The organism is Streptomyces sp. NPDC001985 (assembly GCF_040296845.1).
Lineage (GTDB): Bacteria > Actinomycetota > Actinomycetes > Streptomycetales > Streptomycetaceae > Streptomyces.
The window spans coordinates 32955-53812 of sequence record NZ_JBEOYB010000059.1 but is presented as its reverse complement, the minus strand read 5'-3'; the positions used below and the strand labels follow the sequence as shown (position 1 = coordinate 53812).

Annotated in this window: 19 protein-coding genes and 1 riboswitch; of the genes, 3 read left to right on the top strand and 16 right to left on the bottom strand. The window is 73.7% G+C overall.

Annotated features, from left to right (window positions below):
* Positions 1–323: 323 nt before the first annotated feature.
* The 4 genes from ABT122_RS24625 to ABT122_RS24610 form a co-directional block, all read right to left on the bottom strand.
* Positions 324–1496, bottom strand: coding sequence for an acyl-CoA dehydrogenase family protein (locus ABT122_RS24625; RefSeq protein ID WP_351556186.1), 1173 nt, complete (start codon positions 1494–1496; stop codon positions 324–326).
* 189 nt (positions 1497–1685) lie between these two features.
* Positions 1686–2354, bottom strand: a complete 669-nt coding sequence (locus ABT122_RS24620; protein ID WP_351556183.1) for a TetR/AcrR family transcriptional regulator — start codon at positions 2352–2354, stop codon at positions 1686–1688.
* Between the two features lie 74 nt (positions 2355–2428).
* Complete coding sequence (locus ABT122_RS24615; RefSeq protein WP_351556180.1) at positions 2429–2593, bottom strand: SCO1431 family membrane protein; 165 nt, start codon at positions 2591–2593, stop codon at positions 2429–2431.
* A 118-nt stretch (positions 2594–2711) separates the two neighbouring features.
* Entirely contained in the window at positions 2712–4076 is a 1365-nt protein-coding gene (locus ABT122_RS24610; RefSeq protein ID WP_351556194.1) for a C39 family peptidase, read from the bottom strand.
* Between the two features lie 212 nt (positions 4077–4288).
* Between ABT122_RS24610 and ABT122_RS24605 the strand changes: the two genes are divergently transcribed.
* Positions 4289–4933 (top strand): uridine kinase family protein, encoded by a 645-nt coding sequence (locus ABT122_RS24605; RefSeq protein WP_351556177.1) that lies wholly within the window; start codon positions 4289–4291, stop codon positions 4931–4933.
* 378 nt (positions 4934–5311) lie between these two features.
* Positions 5312–7216 (top strand): AAA family ATPase, encoded by a 1905-nt coding sequence (locus ABT122_RS24600; RefSeq protein WP_351556191.1) that lies wholly within the window; start codon positions 5312–5314, stop codon positions 7214–7216.
* A 46-nt stretch (positions 7217–7262) separates the two neighbouring features.
* Here ABT122_RS24600 and ABT122_RS24595 read toward each other — a convergent pair whose 3' ends face one another.
* The 11 genes from ABT122_RS24595 to ABT122_RS24545 all read right to left on the bottom strand — a co-directional run bounded on the left by ABT122_RS24595 (position 7263) and on the right by ABT122_RS24545 (position 17599).
* Positions 7263–8351 (bottom strand): hemolysin family protein, encoded by a 1089-nt coding sequence (locus tag ABT122_RS24595; RefSeq protein ID WP_351556174.1) that lies wholly within the window; start codon positions 8349–8351, stop codon positions 7263–7265.
* On the bottom strand, positions 8348–9694 hold the full coding sequence (locus ABT122_RS24590) for a hemolysin family protein (RefSeq protein WP_351556172.1): 1347 nt from the start codon (positions 9692–9694) through the stop codon (positions 8348–8350). Before ABT122_RS24590 ends, ABT122_RS24595 begins: the two co-directional genes overlap by 4 nt.
* A 233-nt stretch (positions 9695–9927) precedes the next feature.
* On the bottom strand, positions 9928–10383 hold the full coding sequence (locus ABT122_RS24585; RefSeq protein WP_351556169.1) for a PH domain-containing protein: 456 nt from the start codon (positions 10381–10383) through the stop codon (positions 9928–9930).
* Positions 10384–10398: 15 nt separating this feature from the next.
* Positions 10399–11256, bottom strand: a complete 858-nt coding sequence (gene hisG / locus ABT122_RS24580; protein ID WP_351556166.1) for an ATP phosphoribosyltransferase — start codon at positions 11254–11256, stop codon at positions 10399–10401.
* A 55-nt stretch (positions 11257–11311) separates the two neighbouring features.
* Positions 11312–11584 (bottom strand): phosphoribosyl-ATP diphosphatase, encoded by a 273-nt coding sequence (locus ABT122_RS24575; protein WP_351556163.1) that lies wholly within the window; start codon positions 11582–11584, stop codon positions 11312–11314.
* A gap of 33 nt (positions 11585–11617) precedes the next feature.
* The gene (gene ribH / locus ABT122_RS24570) at positions 11618–12103 is read right to left on the bottom strand and encodes a 6,7-dimethyl-8-ribityllumazine synthase (protein WP_351556160.1); all 486 of its coding nucleotides are present in this window, start codon (positions 12101–12103) and stop codon (positions 11618–11620) included.
* 25 nt (positions 12104–12128) lie between these two features.
* Positions 12129–13478, bottom strand: a complete 1350-nt coding sequence (locus ABT122_RS24565) for a bifunctional 3,4-dihydroxy-2-butanone-4-phosphate synthase/GTP cyclohydrolase II (RefSeq protein ID WP_351556157.1) — start codon at positions 13476–13478, stop codon at positions 12129–12131.
* The gene (locus ABT122_RS24560) at positions 13475–14119 is read right to left on the bottom strand and encodes a nicotinamide mononucleotide transporter family protein (RefSeq protein ID WP_351556154.1); all 645 of its coding nucleotides are present in this window, start codon (positions 14117–14119) and stop codon (positions 13475–13477) included. Before ABT122_RS24560 ends, ABT122_RS24565 begins: the two co-directional genes overlap by 4 nt.
* A complete protein-coding gene (locus tag ABT122_RS24555; protein WP_351556152.1) occupies positions 14116–14724 on the bottom strand; it encodes a riboflavin synthase in 609 nt (202 codons plus the stop codon). Before ABT122_RS24555 ends, ABT122_RS24560 begins: the two co-directional genes overlap by 4 nt.
* A complete protein-coding gene (gene ribD / locus ABT122_RS24550; protein WP_351556149.1) occupies positions 14725–15816 on the bottom strand; it encodes a bifunctional diaminohydroxyphosphoribosylaminopyrimidine deaminase/5-amino-6-(5-phosphoribosylamino)uracil reductase RibD in 1092 nt (363 codons plus the stop codon).
* 160 nt (positions 15817–15976) lie between these two features.
* A riboswitch (FMN riboswitch) is annotated at positions 15977–16107 on the bottom strand.
* Positions 16108–16420: 313 nt separating this feature from the next.
* On the bottom strand, positions 16421–17599 hold the full coding sequence (locus ABT122_RS24545) for an ROK family transcriptional regulator (RefSeq protein WP_351556146.1): 1179 nt from the start codon (positions 17597–17599) through the stop codon (positions 16421–16423).
* 100 nt (positions 17600–17699) lie between these two features.
* Here ABT122_RS24545 and ABT122_RS24540 point away from each other — a divergent pair, with 100 nt between their 5' ends.
* Positions 17700–18899 (top strand): MFS transporter, encoded by a 1200-nt coding sequence (locus ABT122_RS24540; RefSeq protein WP_351556144.1) that lies wholly within the window; start codon positions 17700–17702, stop codon positions 18897–18899.
* Between the two features lie 583 nt (positions 18900–19482).
* Here ABT122_RS24540 and ABT122_RS24535 read toward each other — a convergent pair.
* The gene (locus ABT122_RS24535) at positions 19483–20754 is read right to left on the bottom strand and encodes an alginate lyase family protein (protein WP_351556142.1); all 1272 of its coding nucleotides are present in this window, start codon (positions 20752–20754) and stop codon (positions 19483–19485) included.
* Positions 20755–20858: the final 104 nt, after the last annotated feature.

Genomic DNA, 20858 nt, shown 5'->3' with positions numbered 1-20858 from the left:
GCCCGGGTCGGGGGCCAGCCCCCGAACCCCCGCGCCTCAAACGCCGGCGAGGCTGAGATGTCCGGCTCCAACCGCCGACAGCGCTGAAAAGCACGGCTCACCGCCCGACAGGGCTGAAAAGCACGGCTCACCGCCGACCGGCTGAAGTGCGGGGCCCCGACCGCCGGACAGGGCTGAAGTGCGCGGCTCACCGCCCGACAGCGCAGAAAAGCACCGCCCCGGCCGCCGACCGGCTGAAGTGCGCGGCCCCAACCGCCGGACAGCGCTGAAATGCGCGGCTCGCGGGCAGGCGCCTCGGCACAGGGCCCGCAGGGGGTGGAGGGTCAGCGGGACTCGGGGCCCAGGAGGTGACGGGCGATGACCATGCGCTGGATCTGGTTGGTGCCCTCCACGATCTGCAGCACCTTGGCCTCGCGCATGAGACGCTCGACAGGGAAGTCCGCCGTGTACCCGTACCCTCCGAGCACCTGAACCGCATCGGTCGTGACACTCATCGCCGCGTCCGTGCAGAACAGCTTCGCCATCGCCGCCTGCCGGCTGAAGGGACGCCCCTCGTCCCGCAGTCGGGCCGCCGCGAGATACAGCGCGCGGCCCGCCTCCACTCGGGTGGCCATGTCCGCCAGGAGAAACCGCAGCCCCTGGAAGTCCCCGATCGGCCTGCCGAACTGGCGCCGCTCGGCGGCGTACCCCAGCGCCTCGTCCAGCGCCGCCTGAGCCACCCCCACGGCGCAGGCGGCGATACCGAGCCGCCCGGAGTCCAGGGCGGAGAGCGCGATGGCGAAGCCCTGCCCCGCCTCCCCGATCCGGCCGCTGTCGGGGACCCGCACCCCGTCGAAGTGGAGCTGCGCGGTGGGCGAGCCCTTCATGCCCATCTTCTTCTCCGGCGCGGCGGCGCTCAGCCCCGCCGCGTCGCCGGGGACCAGGAACGCGGTGATGCCCCGGGCCCCCTCCACCCCCGTGCGGGCGAGCACGGTGCAGAAGTCGGCGACCCCGCCGTGGGTGATCCAGGCCTTGGTCCCGGTGATCACCCAGCCGTCGCCGTCGCGCACCGCCCGGGTGCTCAGCGAGGCCGCGTCGGAGCCGGATGCGGGCTCGGAGAGGCAGTACGCGCCGAGCAGCCCGCCGCCGAGCATGGCGGGCAGCCGGTCGGCCCGCTGCTCCTCGGTGCCGTAGCCGGCCAGGGCGTGGCAGGCGAGGGAGTGGACACTGACGCCGAGCCCCACGGTGAGACGGGCGGCCGCCAGCTCCTCCAGGACCTGGAGATAGACCTCGTACGGCTGGTCCCCGCCGCCGTAGCGGCTGTCGTAGGGGAGACCGAGCAGGCCCGATGAGGACAGCAGGGTGAAGAGTTCCCGGGGGAAGTGCCCGGACTCCTCCTCCTCGGCCGCCCGGGGGGCGACCTCCCGCTGGACGATGTCACGCACCAGGGCGATGAGATCCCTGGACTCCTCCGTGGGCAGCTGACGGTCCACCAACTGCGGAACGCTGTCGGTCATGTCGGCGCTCTCCTCCCTGTCGGGCACTGTGGCTCCGCGCGCCCGGGGTGTGAGCGCGCCGCGCCGCTCTCTGCCGTGCCGATGCCGCGCTTCCGGGTCGCGGAGAGGGCTCGGCGGTGGCTCTGGCTGTGGCGCGTCGAGTATGCCCGATCACAGCGGTTCCGTCACGGGTGCGCAGGTGGGAGGCGGTCAGCGCGCGACCGGCGCCTCCGGGAGAGCCGGGCCGCGCGCCGGCTCGGGGGCGGGCTGGGGGAAGCCGGGCTCGAACTCCTCGATGGTGGCCAGGGCGGCACGCAGCAGCCGGATCAGCAGTGCGCAGACCAGCTCCCGGTCCGGCTCCCGGCGGCCGACCCAGTCGAGGGCGATCTGCTCGACACCGCTGAGCCAGCCGAGGAGCGCGAGCCGGGCGACGGCGGGGATCTCCCGGGTGCCGTAGGCGCCCTCGGCGATGGTGGCGACCAGCTCCTCGCGCACCGCGTTCCGGATGGCCTGGACCTCGGCGTCGAAGCCGACTCCCCCGGTGACGATGGTGCGGAAGGCCGCCTCGTTGTTCCGGGCGTACCGCAGATATCCGTCGACGGTGCGGCGGACCCGCTCGAAGCGCGGCAGTTCGGGCTCTCCGGCGGCGCGTGCCACGAGATCGGCGACCGAGTCCTCGACGATGGCGAGGTAGTAGCCGCGCTTGCTGGTGAAGTAGTAGTAGATCAGCCCTTTGGCGACCCCGGCGTGCCGGGCGATGTCGTCCATGGAGAGCGCGTCGTACGAGGTGTCCGCGAAGAGCTTCCGCCCGGTCGCGATGAGTTCGGCGCGGCGTGCCCGGTACTTCTCGGTCCCGGCACGCCGTTCACTCTTGGTCAATTCAGGCCCTTGCCTCGCGCCTGGACACAGGATGTCCGCAGTATGGCAGAGGGCGTCCGGCGCCCCGGGGGGCGTCAGATCAGCCCGAGGCGGGTGACGAGCATGGCGATGACCACGACCAGGGTCCAGCCCGCGAGGTGCTCGGCCAGGCCGGAGCGGTCGTCGGGGCCTCCGGTGCGGGTACGGGCGGCGGCGGGGGTCGCGGGGGCGGATGCGGCGGAAGCGGATGCGGAGGTCATGGTGGTCTCGCTCGGTCGGGCGGTGGGGCCGGGGCGCCCCGGGTGACCCGGCCACAGTGCCAGCGCTCCCGGCCCCCGGGGTAGGACCTGCGTCACTGCCCCCGGGCCGGCGGCGCCCTCAGTGGATGCCGAGGGAGGCCAGAACCCGGCGCTGGGCGGGCGTGGGGCGCTCGGGCCAGTAGAGGTAGCAGACGCCTCCTGTGCCGGACGCCACTGCCCCGTTTGCTCCGTACCGCTTGGTACGGAGCCAGATGTTCTCCCACGCGCGGCGGCGGTAGACCCGGCGTACCGCTCCGTTGCTGTCGGACGCGGGGTCGTTGGCGATCACATCGCCGGCGGCCGTGAAGCCGACGACGGCCATCAGATGGCCCGCCGTGCCGTATCCGGCGCCGGTCAGCTCCTCCGGGAGGAAGGACTGCGAGGTGATCACCGGGACCCCGGCCGCGATCAGCCGCTCCAGCTCGGTGAGCGAGGAGAGCCGGGTGACGACCGCGTTCATCCGGTGGTGGGAGGCGGCGTAGGCGGCGTTGAAGGGCCAGTTGCCGCAGCCCTCGTACTGGTAATCGAAGGTCTGCCGCGCCGCGTGGCAGACCTGGGGGTCGCCGAAGGCCGGATCGACCCAGGCCAGATCGGCCGCGGTGGGCCGCCGGCCCCAGTATTCGAGGACCATCTGCGAGGAGGCGGGGCTGCACCAGGCCTCGCCGCCGCCGTCGTACTCCGGATAGCGGCCGGTGTGGACGTTCTGGGAGTAGCGGGGTACGTCCAGCTCCCGCGCGGGCCCCGGCGCGGAGGCGGGCACGGTGAACCGGTGCGGGACGGCGGAGGCCATCGCTCCGGCCCGCCGCACGGTGGGGGTGAGCCGGGTGCCGGGTCTGCGGTGGAGGGTGAGCCGCAGCCGGTACGCGACCAGCCGTACCGCGCTCGCCGGGTCGTCCACCGCGAGGGTGTCGGTCCGGACGGAGGAGCGGCCGTCGCTCTGGCCGTCCAGCGAGGCACGGCGGATGTCGGTATCGCCCGCCGCCCAGCGGCCCATCACGAACCACGGTGTCGCGGTGCCGTCCGCGTAGGTGCCGCGCAGTTCCACCTGGAGCCAGGTGCCCGCCGGGGTGTCCGCGTTCCAGGAGGCGATGATCTCGGTCGCGGGGACCCGGGTGCGGTGCTCGGGCGAGGTCCAGGTGGCGTACTCCCAGCTCCCGGTCCGGCCGGTGTGCGGATCGGTGTGGTCGAGGCGGCCGGCGGGGCGCGCGACGACGACCGAGGGGCGGGCGCCCCCGGCCGTCCGCACCCCGTCGGGAGTGCCGGAGCGCCAGTCGGCGGATGTCGTCCAGAAACGGTTCTCCACGGCCGGCGCGCCGGGGCCCCGGCGGGTGGCGGGGGTGGCCGCGGGGACAGCGGGGGCGGCCGGGGCGGTGAGCGCGCCCGCTCCGGCCGCCGCGGCGACGGCGCCCAGCAGGGTTCTGCGCGGAACGCTTCCGTGGGACAGGTCCAAGGGAACCCCCGGTTCGGTGGCGGCGGGACGGCGGGGCGTGCGGAGCCGACGAGGCCACTATCGCCGCTCGGCCCGGCTCCGGCCAGCCGCCGGGATTCCGCTCCCGGGTCCCCGTCCCACCGGGGACGACCTGCCCGTCCCGCCGGGGACGACCGGCCCCTCCCACCGGGACGACCGGCCCCGCCGGGGCGCCGTAGGGTGGCCGGGTGGACGATCTCGACGGCCTGGCCCGGACCCTCGGCGCGCTGCCGCCCTCCTGCGGCCCGGTGCGGCTGATCGCGGTCGACGGGCACGCCGGCTCGGGCAAGAGCACCTTCGCCGCCCGGCTGGCCGGCGCCCTGGAGCACACCGGCGGCGCCCCCGTCCCCGTACTCCACCTGGACGACCTCGCCAGCCATGAGGAGCTGTTCGGCTGGACCGGCCGGATGCTCTCCCAGGTGATCGGGCCGCTCACCCGGGGCGTGAGTGCCGAGTACACGCCGTACGACTGGACCGCGCGCCGGTTCACCCCACCGCGCGCCCTCCCCGCCGCCCCGGCCGTCCTGGTCGAGGGGGTGGGCGCGGGGCGCCGCGCGCTGCGCCCCCACCTCGCCGCGCTGCTCTGGATGGAGCGGGGCGCCGAGGACTCCTGGCGGCGGGGGCGGCGGCGGGACGGCGACGGGCTGACCGCCTTCTGGGACGGCTGGACGGCTGCGGAGTCCCGCCACTTCGCGGCCGACCCCTCGCGGCCCTTCGCGGACGCCCTGATCAGGGAGTGCCCCGGGGGTTACGAGACGCTCCCCGGCCCTCGAACAAACGCACCCGAGAACCAGATCATCACACTGGGTCACCGCACTCCCCCGCCCTACTGACCAGTCGGAAATCCGCCCCAAGAGGGCCCGAACTCTGCTTGACCGACGGGGCGCAGAGGTCTTACGTTCTCAATGTGCGGCTTTACCGCTGCCCACAGACGCGAAGCCCCCGGTTGTTCCCCCGTGACCGGGGGCTTCGTTCTGCCCGCCGCCCCACCGCCGCCCGCCCGCCTCCCTAACCCTCGGTCACCGCGATCCGTATCACCCCACGGCGCCCTTAAGCTCGGCGTCCCTGCGCAGGTACGATGCTTTTCGGTGGGGTCAAATCCCGTCCACGGAACGGTGGTTCGGTGCCTTGCCTGCCGTCTCCCGCCCCCGTCGGCGGGGCCCGGGGGCGAGTCTCCGGACATGGCGCAGGTGCACTTTGTGGGGGACCTGATGAATATCGGCACGCAGGGCGCACCGGCCCCGGCCGACCTCGCCTGGGTGCGCGGCGTGGACGCCTACACCATGGGGGCCTATCCGCAGGCGGAGGAGGAGTTCCGCACCGCCGTACGGCTCGATCCCGGGATGGCCGACGGCTGGCTGGGGCTGCACGCCCTGCGCGTCGACACCACCAACGCGCTGCTGCGGATGTACCGCGCCCGGGACCGCTTCGGGGAGCAGCGCTCGCGCCACCGCCGCACCCTCAACTCCTGGTACTGGCTGGGCTGGTGGGTCCAGCCGGTGCTGGAGAGCGAGCGGGATCTGCTGCTCGCCCACGCCTCCCACTGGCTCGACGGCCGGCACGTGCCCGAGCTGGACCGGGCGCTGGCCGCCCTGCCGCCCGTGGACACCGATCCCCAGGTGCGCTTTCTGCACGCCTGCCGCGCCTATCTGGTCAAGGACTGGGAGCAGCTCGTCCGGCACACCGAGCCGCTGGTCAACGATCCGCTGCTGGGCATCGAGGCCGGGCTCTTCGGCGGAATGGCCCGGGTGCGCCTGGAGATGTACGGACAGGCCGAGCCGCTGCTCTCGGCGGCGCTGATGCGCTGCCGCAGCGAGCAGCCCCAGCGCAAGGAGCTGCGCTACTGGCTGGCGCGGGCGCACGAGGGCACCGGCCGCAGCGCGGCGGCGCTGCCGCTGTACCGGGCGGTGCACCGGATCGACCCGGCGTTCATGGACACCTCCGCCCGGCTGACGGCGATCGCCGACTACGACGGCCTGGAGGGGTACGACAACACGACCGGGCTCGCGGTCTCGCTGGCCGGCTTCGGCCAGGAGCCCCTTCAGGAGCGCGGGGAGTCCACGGACGGTGAGGGCGGTGCGGCGGCGGACCAGCGGCCCGGCTCCGACCCGGGGACGCAACTGCCCGGCTCGGTGCCCTCCGTACCCCTGCCCGAGGTGATCCGGCGGCGGGCGCAGGACCCGGCCGACGCTCCCCCGGCCCTGGTCCCCTCGGGCCCCACCGATCCGGCGCTGCTCGCCGAGGCCCTGGCCGAGCTGGAGCGCATGGTGGGGCTCGATCCGGTGAAACGGCAGGTCAAGGCGCTCTCCGCACAGCTGGAGATGGCCAGGCTGCGCGCCGGTCAGGGGATGCCGGTGCAGCCGCCGAAGCGGCATTTCCTCTTCTCGGGCCCTCCGGGCACCGGGAAGACCACCGTCGCCCGGATTCTCGGCCGGGTCTTCTACGCGCTGGGGCTGCTCGGCGGCGACCATCTGGTGGAGGCGCAGCGCTCGGACATGGTGGGCGAGTTCCTCGGACAGACGGCGGTGAAGGCCAATGAGCTGATCGACTCCGCGCTCGGCGGGGTGCTCTTCGTCGACGAGGCGTACAGCCTGGCCAACTCCGGCTACTCGAAGGGCGACGCCTACGGCGACGAGGCCCTCCAGGTGCTGCTGAAGCGCGCCGAGGACAACCGGGACCATCTGGTGGTCATCCTGGCGGGCCACCCGGAGGGCATGGACCGGCTGCTCGCCGCCAACCCCGGGCTCGCCTCCCGCTTCACCACCCGGATCGACTTCCCCTCGTACCGCCCGCTGGAGCTGACCGCGATCGGCCAGGTGCTGGCCGCGGAGAACGGCGATGTGTGGGACGAGGAGGCCGTGGACGAGCTGCGCTCGGTCAGCGGCCATGTGGTGGACCAGAGCTGGATCGACGAACTCGGCAACGGGCGCTTTCTGCGGACGCTGTACGAGAAGAGCTGTGCCTACCGTGATCTGCGGCTGTCGGGCTATCCGGGCACACCCACCCGGGACGATCTCTCGACGCTGCGGCTGCCGGATCTGATGCAGGCGTACGGGGAGGTCCTGTCGGGCCGCGGTCCCCGTGGCCGCGGCCCTCAGGAGCCCTCGCCGGGGTGACACCGGACCGGGCGGGCGGCTCGGGCCGCCGCGGCCCGGCGAGGGCTCAGCTCACCAGGGCGATGTCCCCGGTGGTGCGGACCGGCGGCGGGGAGCCGGCGGCCGGGGCGGGCGGGGGTTCGCGGACCTCGCCGACCAGGGTCCGCAGCACATCCTCCAGGGCGACCAGACCGAGGATCTCCCCGGAGGCCCCGGCGACCTGTGCGAGATGGGCCGCCGCCCGGCGCATCACCGTGAGCGCGTCGTCCAGCGGCAGTTCCCGGCCGAGGGTCGCCATGGGCCGCCATATCCGCTGGGGCACGGCCCGCTCCGGCTCCTCCAGATCGAGGACGTCCTTGACGTGGAGGTAGCCCAGATACGGCCCGTCGCCCTCGCCCCGTACCGGAAAGCGGGAGTAGCCGGTGCGCACCGTCAGCTCCTCGATCTGGCGGGGGGTGACGGACGGGCCGACGGTCACCAGCGCGGAGCGGGCGATCAGCACCTCGGTCACCGGGCGGCTGCCGAGCTCCAGCGCGTCGGCCAGCCGCTCCTGCTCGGCCGGGTCCAGCAGCCCCGCCTGGCCGGAGTCCTCGACCAGCCGTCCGAGCTGGGCGCTGGTGAAGACCGCAGGCACCTCGTCCCGCGGCTCGACCCCGAAACCGCGCAGCACCGCACCGGCGCAGGCGCCCAGGCCCGCCGTCACCGGACGGCAGAGCCGGGCGAAGGCGACGAGGCCGGGGCTGAGCCAGAGCGCGGTCCGCTCGGGGGCGGCCATGGCGAGGTTCTTGGGCACCATCTCGCCGATGACGAGGTGGAGACAGACGACGGCCGCCAGGGCGATGGCGTACCCCAGCGGGTGCACCAGCCCCTCCGGCACCCGGGCGGCGTGGAAGAGCGGTTCGAGGAGCCGGGCGACGGTGGGCTCGGCGACCGCGCCCAGCGTCAGTGAGCAGACGGTGATGCCGAACTGGGCCGCCGCCATCATCCGCGGCAGATGCTCCAGTCCGTACAGCACCCGGCGGGCCCGGGCACAGCCGCCGGCGGCGAGGGGTTCGATCTGGCTGCGGCGCACCGAGACCAGGGCGAACTCGGCGCCGACGAAGAAGCCGTTGGCGAGCACCAGCACCACGGCGAGCAGCAGGGGGAGCAGACTCACCGGCCCGCCTCCGGACTGGGGCCGGCCTGCGGTGCGCCGGTGCGGACCAGGCGTACCCGCTCGGCGCGGTAGCGGTCGACCCGGCGCACCGACAGCCGCCAGCCGGGCAGTTCGGCCCGGTCGCCGGGGGCGGGGATGCGCCCCAGCAGATCGGCGACGAGACCGGCCACCGTCTCGTACGGTCCGTCGGGCACATCGAGACCTGTCCGGCGCAGATCGAGGACCCGGCAGCCGCCGTCGGCCTCCCAGGCGGGGCGGCCGTCCTCGGGTGCCACGGGGGTGATGCCGGGCCCGGCGCCCCGGGCCGTGTCGTGTTCGTCGCGGACCTCGCCGACGAGTTCCTCGACGATGTCCTCCAGGGTGACCACTCCGGCCGTACCGCCGTACTCGTCGACGACCACGGCGAGCGGCTGCTCACCCCGGAGCCGGTCCAGCAGCCGCTGTACGGGCAGGGTGCGGGGCACCAGCAGCGGTGGCGCGGCGACCGAGCCCACGGAGGTGCGTATCCGCCTCCCGGCGGGGACCGCGAGGGCCGCCTTGAGGTGGACGGTGCCGATGATGTCGTCGATGCTCTCGCGGTAGACCGGGAAACGGGAGAGGCCCGTGGCGCGGGTGAGGTTGAGGACATCGGCGGCGGTGGCGTCGCTGTGCAGGGCGACCGTCTTCACCCGGGGGGTCATCACATGGTGGGCGGTGAGTCCGCCGAGGGCGAGCGTGCGGACGAAGAGATCCGCCGTGTCCTGCTCCAGCGCGCCCGCGCGGGCGGAGTGCCGGGCGAGTGAGACCAGTTCGCCGGGGGTACGGGCGGAGGCCAGCTCCTCGGCGGGCTCGACGCCGAGGAGGCGGACGACCCGGTTGGCGAGGGCGTTGAGCCGGGCGATGAGGGGGCGGAAGAGCGCGGAGAAGAGCAGCTGCGGCCCGGCGGTGAACCGGGCCACCTGGAGCGGCCGGGAAACCGCCCAGTTCTTCGGGACCAGTTCGCCGACGACCATCTGCACGGCGGAGGCGAAAAGTATCCCGATGACCACGGCGACCGAGGGGACGGCCGCCGCCGGCAGCCCGGTCGCGGCCAGCGGCCCGCCGAGCAGCCGGGCCAGCGCGGGCTGCGCCAGCATGCCGACGACGAGCGAGGTGAGGGTGATGCCGAGCTGGGTGCCGGAGAGCTGGAAGGACAGCTCCCGCAGCGCGGTGACGACCCGGCGGGCGCGGCGGTCGCCGTCGGCGGCGGCCCGTTCGGCGTCGGGCCGCTCCACGGTGACGAGGCCGAACTCGGCCGCCACGAAGAAGCCGTTGGCGAGGATCAGGAAGAAGGCCGCGGTGAGCAGCGACAGGGGGGCGATCATGCCGCCGCCTCCCGGGAGGGGGCGGCGCGGGTACTACCGGACGGTCCGTCCATTGCCGGAGAGGGTCACTCCTCGGATCGCTGGAGCCCCGTGACGGCCGCCGGCGGGCCCGCCGCGGAGGGCGCGGCCCGGCCGGCGCGGCGGACGGGACGGGGCGCGCTGGGCGCCGCCGTCACCAGAGTAGAGGCGCCCGCCCCCGCCGGGGCGGGCGAAGCGCCGGGCGGAGCGGCGGCTCAGCGGGGGACGGTGCCGTGGGACTCGGCGAGCGCGCGCAGGGCGCGGGCGTCGCTGATGGCTTGCTCCCGGGCGATTCCGGGCTGGATGCCGAGGACCGGCAGGCTGGTCCCGTCGCTCAGGTCGAGGAAGACCCAGGGATCACCCGGACGGAGGTTCACCTTGACGATCTCCGCCCACTCCAGGTGGCGTACGCGCGTGATGTTGACGACCGTCACACCGGTGGCGTCGGCGACCACCTTGGGCCTGCTGAGCAGGGCCAGCACACCGAGGAAGAGGAAGGCGGTGAAGACGAAGCTGATCCGCTCCCCCGGGTTGAGCCGCTCCAGGGTCAGCCCCACGAAGGCGATCACGGAGAACATCACCGTGCCGACGCTCAGCAGGACGACACGGGTGCGGGTGGGCCGGAAGGTGACCGGGAGCTGCTGCTCCGGGGCGGCGGCGGGGCTGGTCATGGTCTCGGTGGTTCCTCAGAGCCGGCAGGCGTGGATGGCGGTGGTGAGAATGGCCCGCGCGCCCAGCTCGTACAGATCGTCCATGATCCGCTGGGCTTCCTTGGCGGCGACCATGGAGCGGACGGCGACCCAGCCCTCGTGGTGCAGCGGGGAGATGGTCGGCGACTCCAGGCCGGGAGTGAGGGCGACGGCCTGCTCCAGGTGCTCCACCCGGCAGTCGTAGTCCATCATCACGTAGGAGCGGGCGACCAGGACGCCCTGGAGCCGGCGGAGGAACTGCTGCACCTTGGGCTCGGCGGGGTCGGCCGGGTCGGCTCCGGTGCGGCGGATGACCACGGCCTCGGAGGTCATGATCGGCTCGCCGATGACCTCCAGGCCCGCGTTGCGCAGCGAGGTCCCGGTCTCGACCACATCCGCGATGATCTGGGCGACGCCCAGCTCGATCGCGGTCTCCACGGCGCCGTCCAGGTGGACGACGGAGGCGTCGATGCCGTTGTCGGCGAGGTGCTTGGCGACAATGCCCTCGTAGGAGGTGGCGACGGTCATGCCGCCGAACTCCCCGACGCCGCCCGCGGTGCCGGGGCGGGTGGCGTAGCGGAAGGTGGAGCGGGCGAAGCCGAGCTGGAGGATCTCCTCGGCACCGGCGCCGGAGTCGAGGAGCAGATCGCGGCCGGTGATGCCGATGTCCAGCCGGCCGGAGCTGACGTAGATCGCGATGTCGCGGGGGCGCAGATAGAAGAACTCGACCTCGTTCACGGGGTCGACCAGGACGAGTTCCTTGGACTCCTTGCGCTGCTGGTAGCCGGCCTCATGGAGCATCGCCATCGCAGGTCCGGACAGTGAACCCTTGTTGGGGACGGCGATGCGCAGCATGAGGTCGGCTTCCTTGCGTCGTGGGTGTGCGGGGCGGGGCAGCGGGCGGTGGTGCTCAGAGGTGGGCGTAGACGTCGTCCAGGGAGATCCCGCGCGCGACCATCATCACCTGGACGTGGTAGAGCAGCTGGGAGATCTCCTCGGCGGCGGCTTCCTTGCCCTCGTACTCGGCGGCCATCCAGACTTCGGCGGCCTCCTCGACGACCTTCTTGCCGATCGCGTGGACGCCCTTGTCCACCAGCTCGGCGGTGCGGGAGGTGGCCGGGTCGCCGGTCTCCGCCTTGAGCTGGAGCTCGGCGAAGAGTTCTTCGAAGGTTTTGTTCGCCATGATGCTCTCAGGGTACGGGGTGCGGGGCTCCGCTCAGCGCCAGGGTTCACTGACCGAGCGGAGGGTGGCGGCGGTCGCGACGGCCGCGGTGACCGCTTCGTGGCCCTTGTCCTCGGTCGACCCCTCGATACCGGCACGGTCCAGTGCCTGCTCCTCGGTGTCGCAGGTCAGCACGCCGAACCCGATGGGGACACCGGTGTCGACGGAGACCTGGACAAGCCCCTGGGTGACGCCCTGGCACACGTACTCGAAGTGCGGGGTGCCGCCGCGGATGACCACGCCGAGGGCGACGATCGCGTCGTAGCCGCGCTCGGCGAGGACCTTGGCGACGACGGGCAGCTCGAAGCTGCCGGGGACCCGCAGCAGGGTGGGTTCGTCGATGCCCAGCTCGCGCAGGGCGCGCAGGGCGCCCTCGACCAGGCCGTCCATGATCTTTTCATGCCACTGGGCCGCGATGACGGCGACTCGGAGGTCGCCGCAGTTGCGTACGGACAGTTCGGGTGCGCCCTTGCCGCTCACACTTCTCCTCGGGGGATCTCTGTTGTCACTGGTTGGCGCAGGCGGACACGGCGGGGGTGTCCAGCCCGGGGAGCTGGTGGCCCATCCGGTCGCGCTTGGTGCGCAGATAGCGGAGGTTGTGCTCGCCCGCCTGGACGGGCATCTGCTCCCGGCCGTGGACGGTGAGGCCGTGGCCGACCAGCGCGGTGATCTTGTCGGGGTTGTTGGTCATCAGCCGCAGGCTCCGCACGCCGAGGTCGGCGAGGATCTGGGCGCCGGCCGCGTAGTCGCGGGAGTCGGCGGGGAGGCCGAGTTCGAGGTTGGCGTCGAGGGTGTCGCGGCCCCGCTCCTGGAGTTCGTACGCGCGCAGCTTGGGGAGCAGGCCGATGCCCCGGCCCTCGTGGCCGCGGAGATAGACGACGACACCGCGGCCGGCCCGGGTGATGTGCTCCATGGCGGCGTGCAGCTGGGGGCCGCAGTCGCAGCGCAGGGACTGGAAGACATCGCCGGTGAGGCACTCGGAGTGGATGCGGACGAGCAGGTCCTCGCCGTCGCCGACGGTTCCGTGGACGAGGGCGACGTGCTCGACGCCGTCGGCGGTGGAGCGGTAGCCGTAGGCGGTGAAGCGGCCGAAGGCGGTCGGCAGGTCGACGGCGGCCTCGCGGCGGACGGTGGGCACCGCCCGGGCGGGGCCTGCGGCGGTGGCGAGACGGTAGGCGACCAGGTCCTCGATGGAGATGATCGTCAGCCCGTGCTTGCGGGCGAAGGGGATCAGCTCGGGCAGCCGCAGCATCACCCCGTCCTCGCCGGCGATCTCGACGATCGCCCCGGCGGGGCGCAGACCCGCGAGCCGGGCCAGGTCGACCGCGGCCTCGGTGTGGCCATTGCGCTCCAGCACTCCGCCGGGCCGGGCGCGGAGCGGGAAGACATGGCCGGGGCGGACGAAGTCGGCGGGTCCGGCGGCCCCGTTCGCCAGCAGCCGCAGGGTGGCGGAGCGGTCGGAGGAGGAGATTCCGGTGGTGACTCCATGGACGGGGGCCGCGTCGACCGAGACGGTGAAGGCGGTCCGCATGGACTCGGTGTTCTCCGCCACCATCTGCGGCAGTTCCAGCCGGTCCAGTTCGCCGCTCTCCATGGGGGCGCAGATCAGGCCCCGGCACTCGCTCATCATGAAGGCGACGACCTCGGGCGTGGCCTTCTCGGCGGCGATGACGAGATCGCCCTCGTTCTCGCGGTCCTCGTCGTCCACGACCACCACGGGCCGGCCGGCGGCGATGTCCCGGATGGCCGCTTCCACGGGGTCGAGGGCGAGGGAGAGGGGCGGCTCGGCCGGGGCGGGAGGCGGCTCGGCCGGGGAGAGGGACCGCTCGGCCGGGGTGCGGGACGGCGAGATCATGCCGGGACTCCTTTCAGAGCCGGGGTACGGGTCCGCAGCCACCAGTCGCGCAGGCCCCACAGGACGAGCGCGAAGTAGATGACATAGACCAGCCCGGAGAAGGCGAGGCCGCTGCTGAAGGCCAGGGGCACGCCGACGATGTCGACCAGCAGCCAGGCGAACCAGAATTCGACCAGGCCGCGGGCCTGGGCGACCATGGCGACCACGGTGCCGACGAAGATGTAGGCGTCGGCCCAGGGGCTCCAGGACAGCGACGGGTAGAGGGTGAAGAGGCCGCCGACCGCCAGGGTGCCGGCGATGGCGCCGCCGGCGAGCAGTCCGCGCTCCTTCCAGGTGGCGAAGCGGACGGCGATGGAGCCGTCCTGGGCGTGCTGCCGGCCCCGGGTCCACTGCCGCCAGCCCCAGACGGCGACCGCGATGACGATGAGCTGCTTGCCCACGCCTCCGCTGAGGTCGGCGGAGGCGTAGGCGGCGACCAGGACGACGCCGGAGAGGAGCTGGGCGGGCCAGGTCCAGATCGAGCGGCGCCAGCCGAGCGCGAGTGCGATCAGACCGATGGTGTTGCCGGTCATGTCGGACCATTTGATGTCCTGTCCGAAGGCCGTGAAGGCCACGGAGTTCAGGGTGGACAGGGCGCTCACAGCGCGGTCTCCCGGGATCGGTCCCCGAGCAGCGACTCGACGTACTTGGCGATGATGTCGACTTCGAGGTTGACGGGGTCGCCGCTCTGCTTGATGCCGAGGGTGGTCAGGGCGAGGGTGGCCGGGATGAGGCTGATGGTGAAGTGGTCGTCCGCGGCGTCGACGACGGTGAGGCTGACTCCGTCGACGGTGATGGAGCCCTTCTCCACCACATAGCGGGAGAGCCCGCCGGGGAGCGAGACCTTGACGGCCTCCCAGTTCTCGGAGGGGGTGCGCGCCAGGATGGTGCCGGTGCCGTCCACGTGCCCCTGGACGATATGGCCGCCGAGGCGCCCGCCGACGGGCGTGGGGCGTTCCAGATTGACCCGGGAGCCGGCGGTGAGGCCGCCGAGGCTGGAGCGGTTGAGGGTCTCGGCCATCACATCGGCGGTGAACTCCCCGCCGCCGGTCTCGACCACCGTGAGACAGACGCCGTTGACGGCGATGGAGTCACCGTGTCGCGCGCCCTCGGTGACCCTGGGGCCGCGCAGCCGGAAGCGGGAGGAGTCGCCGAGGTTCTCGACGGCGGTGACCTCACCCAGTTCTTCGACGATTCCGGTGAACACTCAGCTCTCCTTCGGGGTGGTGGCGGGCACGGCGGTGATCCGCAGATCGGGGCCGATGCGCAGGGTCTCGGTCGTCTGGAGCCGCAACGCCTCGCCGATGGCGGAGATTCCGGCGTCGGCGAGAGCGGCGGGTCCGGCGCCGAGGAGCACGGGGGCGATGTAGCCGACGACCTTGTCGACGGCGCCCGCCGCGACGAAGGCCCCGGCGAGGGTGGGGCCGCCTTCGAGGAGTACGGAGCGGATGCCCCGGCGGTGCAGCTCGTCGAGCAGGCCGTGGACGGCCAGGCCCCGGTCACCGGCCGGGAGCCGCGCGATGTCGACACCGGGGAGATGGCCGGTGTCGGCGCCCTCGCCCACGGCTATCAGGGTCGGGGCGGCGTCGTCGAGGACCCGGGCGGTGGGCCGGATCGTGGCGTGGGTGTCGAGAACGACCCGCAGGGGCTGGACGGCGCCCTCGACGCCCCGGACCGCGAGGTGCGGGTCGTCGGCGCGCAGGGTCCCGGAGCCGACCAGGACCGCGTCGGCCTCGGCGCGCAGCCGGTGGACATCGGCGCGGGCCTCGGCCGAGGTGATCCAGCGGCTGGAGCCGTCCCGGGCGGCGATCCGGCCGTCGAGACTGGCGGCGTACTTCCAGAGCACATGGGGACGGCGCAGCCGTACGGAGGTGAGCCAGGCGGCGTTGCCCGCTTCCGCCTCCTCGGCGAGCAGCCCGGACTCCACCCGGAGCCCGGCCGCGCGCAGGGTCGCCGCGCCGCCGGTGGCCCGGGGGTCGGGGTCGCCGACGGCGTAGACGACACGGCTGACGCCGGCGTCGATCAGCGCCTGGGCACAGGGGCCGGTGCGGCCCGTGTGGTTACAGGGTTCGAGGGTGACGTACGCGGTGCCGCCCCGGGCCCGTTCGCCGGCGGCGCGCAGGGCGTGGACCTCGGCGTGGGGTCCGCCCGCGCGCTGGTGGTAGCCGGTGCCGGCGGTCTCTCCGGAGGCGTCGGCGATGACGCATCCCACGACCGGGTTGGGGCGGGTGAAGCCGAGTCCGCGGGCCGCGAGCGCGATGGCGCGGCGCATGGCGGTGGTGTCGGCAGCGGTGGCCACCGGGTCCTCCTGCCTCGTCGGGCGCGGACTCCGGGGTCTGTCGATGACGACAGAGAGCGGGTCGCCCGGTACACGGCTGTGCCGGACCGCCGGACGCACCGATCGCCGCACGGGCGATCAGCCGCCGTCTGCGGTCGGCATGCCGGAGATCGGCCGCCCGCCGCGCACTGCCTCCCATCCGGACTTTAACCGTCGGTCCAGGAATTTCACCTGGTCAACCGGCCGCTGGCTGCGGACGGGTCGCGGACTGTAACCGCCGGTTCGGAATTGCACCGACCCCGGAGTGCGCTGCTGCTGATACAGGGCCAGTGTGCCATGCGGGGCAAGGGCCCAGACAGACGGATCATGTGGACTGACTCACAGAAGGTCCGGAACCGGCCGGACCGCTGGCTGGATTTTGATGTATTGACCGTTCTGGTCTAGTCCTTTTACGCTCTGCGGACCTCCGCACGCGCGCGGGGTGACGGACGCCCGGCGGCGGAGTCCCGGCCCTTGCCGCCGTCGGGCTTCCCTCCGCGCGGGCCGCCGCCCCGGCGCCGCGCGCCTTCCGCCCGGCCCGTTCGCACAGCTCGTTCGCACGGCCCGGGCGCGAGGGCCCGGGCGCTCACGCCCCCGGCGCGAAGAGTTCCTCCTGCGCCGTGTCGCGGGCCATGAGCAGCGCGCCCCGCAGGATCGCGGCGCCGCCCAGCTCCCCCGGCCGCACCCGCGTGGGCAGCGGGGTCAGCTCGGCGAGGGCGGACTCGACCCTGGAGGCCAGTTCGGCGCCGCCGGCCAGTCCCACCTCGCCGCCGAGGACCACACAGCCCGGGTCGAGGATCGCGGTGAGCGCCGCGGCGCCCAAGGAGAGCCGTGCGGCGAGGGCGTCCAGGAACTCCTCCGCGCCGGCCGCGACCGCCTCGGCCACGATCGCCGCCGCCGGGGGGCGGTGGGTCTCGGGGGGAACGGGGGGCTTGAGTCCGTACTCCTCCGCGAGGGCGCAGATCGCCCGCGAACCCGTCAGGGAGTGGAAGCCGCCGCCGCAGTCGGAGGCGGAGGGGAGCCCGCCCGTGCCCGGCACGGGGAGGAAGCCGATCTCGCCCGCGCCGCCCGACGCGCCCCTGCGCAGCCGGCCGTCGAGGAAGAGCGCGGCGCCGACACCGCCGCCGAGCCAGAGGAAGGCGAAGGTGTCGCGGTCGCGGGCGGCGCCCGTGCTCTGCTCGGCGACGGCGGCCAGGTTGGTCTCGTTCTCCAGGACGATCCGGGCGGACAGGCGCTCCTGGAGCGCGGCCACCAGGCTCCGGTGCCAGGCGGGCAGGCCCGTCGCGTCCCGGAGTTCGCCGGTGACCGGGTCGATCAGGCCCGGGACGCCGATGCCGACGCTGTGCAGCCGGGCCGCGCCCGCCTCGCGCACGGTCCGCTCCAGCAGGGAGGCGGTCAGCTCCACCGCGGGCTCGGGGTCGCTGTCCCGGGCGATGGGGAGGGCGGCCTCGGCGAGGGTGGCGCCGAGCAGATCGGCGACGACCAGGGAGACCCCCTCGGTCCGCACGTCGAGGGCCGCCAGATGGGCCCGGTCGGCGACGATCCCGTACACCCGGGCGTTGGGGCCGCGGCGGCGGGCACCCGCCTCCCCGACGACACGGATCAGCCCCGACTCCTGGAGCCGCTCCACCAGATCGGCGACAGTGGGCCGGGAGAGCCCGGTCAGGGTCTTCAGCTGTCCGGCCGTCAGCGGACCCTCGCGCTGGAGCAGTTCGAGCGCGGTCCGATCGTTGATGACCCGGGCGGTGCTCGGGGATGCGGGCATGCGGGAATCCTTTCAGATCGGGTCCCCGGCTGTAACCATTATCCATCAGGAAGGGTTCCTGATAGTTTACGGCCACCAAACGAGAGGGAGGGGCGCCGCCATGGCGTACGAGGCCGCCTACGGGCAGCAGCGATTGAAACAGGCCCGGTTCGCCGTGGCCACGGTCTTCTGTGTGCACGGCGCGGTGACCGGGAACTTCGCCACCCGGATTCCCTGGATTCAGGACCACGCCGGGGTCAGCGCGGGGCAGCTCGGGCTGGCGCTGGCCTTCCCCGCGATCGGGGCCTCGCTGTCGATGCCCCTCGCGGGAATGGTCAGCCACCGCTTCGGCGCGCGGAACGCCCTGCGGGGGCTGCTGGCGCTGTGGACCCTGGCGCTGGTGCTGCCGGCCCTCGCGCCCGATCTGCTCGCCCTGTGCGCGGCGCTCTTCGTGTACGGGGCCACGGCCGGGGTCTCCGATGTCGCGATGAACGCGCTCGGGGTGGAGACGGAGAACCGCCTCGGGCGGTCAATCATGTCGAGCCTGCACGGGATGTGGAGCGTGGGGACGCTGATCGGCTCGGTCGGCGGGACGTTCGCGGCACAGCTGGACGTCGACGCCCGGGTGCACCACGCGCTGGCGGCGGGGGTGCTGACGGTGCTGGGGCTCCTGGCCTGCCGGCGCGTACTGGACCTGCGCAGCAGCCCGGACGAGGAGGCGCCGCCGAGGTTCGCGCTGCCGCCGAGGTCCGCTGTGGTGATCGGGGCGATCGGGTTCTGCGCGGTGTTCGCGGAGGGGGCGAGTCTGGACTGGTCGGCGGTGTATCTGCGGGACGAGCTGGGTACGTCGGCGGGGCTGGCGGCGGCGTCGACCACGGCGTTCGCGCTGACGATGGCGGTGGCGAGGCTGGTGGGGGACCGGGTGGTGGACCGGTTCGGCCCGGTGCGGACCGTCCGCTGGGGCGGGGTGCTCGCCACGGCGGGCGGGGTGATGGTGGTACTGGCACCGCATCCGGCGTTGGCGCTGGCCGGGTTCGGGTTCATCGGGCTCGGGGTGGCGGTGGTGGTGCCGCTGGCGTTCGCGGCGGCGGCGCGGAGCGGGCCGAGGCCGGCGCAGGCGATCGCGGGGGTGGCGACGATCACGTACACCTCGGGGTTGATCGCGCCGAGCGCGATCGGGGCGGTGGCGGACGCGACGAGTCTGGTGGTGTCGTTCGGTCTGGTGACACTGCTCGCCTTCGGCCTGTTCCTCGCCGCGAACGTGCTCCGCGCGGCCCGCACGACCGCGCCGGCCGCGCCGGAGAAGACCCCTCTCGGGTAGCTCGGGGGGGGCCGCGCCGGGGCCCCAGGGCCGAGGCTCCCGGGGCGGGGGGTCCGTCCTCAATCGCCGGACCGGCTGGAAACGCACGGGCCCGGGCACCCGGGGTGCGGCGTCCGTCCCCAAACCCCGAACCGGCTCGAAACACACGGGCCCGGGCACCCGGAGTGCAGCGTCCGTCCCCAAACCCCGAACCGGCTCGAAACACACGGGCCCGGGCACCCGGAGTGCAGCGTCCGCCCCCAAACCCCGGACCCGCTCGAAACACACGGGCCCGGGCCCCCGGGGTGCGGCGTCCGCCCCCAAACGCCGGACCGGCTGTTCACTCGGCCCCACCGACGGATACGGCACACCTCCCGGCCCCGCCTGCACATGAGGCCCGACACCCAGCCCCGCCCACGACCCGAGCAACCCCAGCCCCTCCGGCGATTGAGGAGCGGGGGCTCGGGGGCAGGCCCCCGACCAAGGCCCGCACCACGCGGGCCCCCTGCCGCACCGCGTCCGTCCCCGAACCCCGGACAGGCTGGAGCTGCCCGGCCCCTCGTCGAGTGCGGGCCCGAGAGCCCGGGGCCCGGGGCCCGGGAGGTCAGCCGGCGATGGAGGAGAGTTGTTCCGCCGCCGGGCGGAGAAGCCAGAGGTCACCCGTGGGAGGCGGCTCCAGATGCGGCAGGGCCGCCCGGGCGCGGGCATCGCCCGCGTCCGCCGCCGCCCGGATCACATCCCCCGCCGCGTACCTGCGGAACTCCAGCTCCGGATGCCCCCACACCCCCTCCCCCGTCGCCGCCGGCAGCACATACCGCACCGCCCCGAACAGACTCTCCCCCTCCGCCCCCCGATACCCCCACAGATCAACCCCCACCCGCTCCCCGATCTCCGCCAGCCGCGCGAACGCCACCAGCGAGAAGACCGAGTAGTGCCAACTGCGCGTCCTGCTCAGCTCCAGCGGCTGCCTCCCGTCCGCCGCGATCTGCGGATCGATCCGCTTGGCCCCCGCCTCCCGGACGATCCGCCGCGCCAGCGCCCGCTCCCCGGTGGCCGCCGCGAGCGCCGCCACCTGCATGTCGTGGAAGGTGCCGTGGTTGTTCCCCGCCGCCGCCTCCTCCTTGCCGAACCCGCTGGTGAGCAGCCAGTCCAGGAAGGCCGTGTTCCAGGCCCGCATCCCCCTCCGGTCGGCGGCGCGCCAGCCGGGCGCCCCGGTGTCGAGGATCGCGAGGGTGTCCAGCACGCTGGTGTACATCTGCGAGAAGTCGATGATGCCGATCGCGCGGCCCTCGTGCCTGCACGGGATGAACTGCCCGTGGTTGAGGTGCGGGTTCATCCGGGTCGCCGGGGTGACGAACCAGGTGCGCAGGATCAGCGCCGCGTGCTCCGCGTACCGCCGCTCCCCGGTGTAGTACCAGGCGAGCCCGAGTGTCGTGGAGGCGCCGACCACCTTCCCGATGTCGGGCCGGTCGGTACCGGTGTCGACCTCGGGGTTGCGTTCGCCGTCGCGCTGGACATAGGGGCAGCCCCAGGGGTTCTCGGGGGTCCCCGGCCTGGTGGGCCACCAGTAGGGCGCCTGGCTGAGGTAGTCGTGCGGGTCGCCGCTCGGCGCGGGCCGGGGTTTGTCCACCACGGTCCAGGGCCCCTGGCCCAGCCAGCGGTCGGCCTGGGCGACCAGGTGCCGGGCCGCCGTGCGCAGGGCGGGGTCCCCCCGGTCGAGCCGTTTCTTCGCCCGGACCAGCCGGTCCCCGTCGATCACCACCGTCTGCGGCGCTCGCCCGGGGGACGACGCGGACGCGGACGGCAGCAGCGGACCCGCGCAGAGGGCGAGCGCGGTGAGCACAACTCCCCACCGCCGTAAGGCGCTTCCGGCCATCGAACCCTCCTGTCAGAGATGTGAACGAGATTCATGTACCGGACCGTGCGAGCGTAGGCCCGCCGGTGGAGGGTGACAATCCCGCGCGCGCGATTCACGGATGG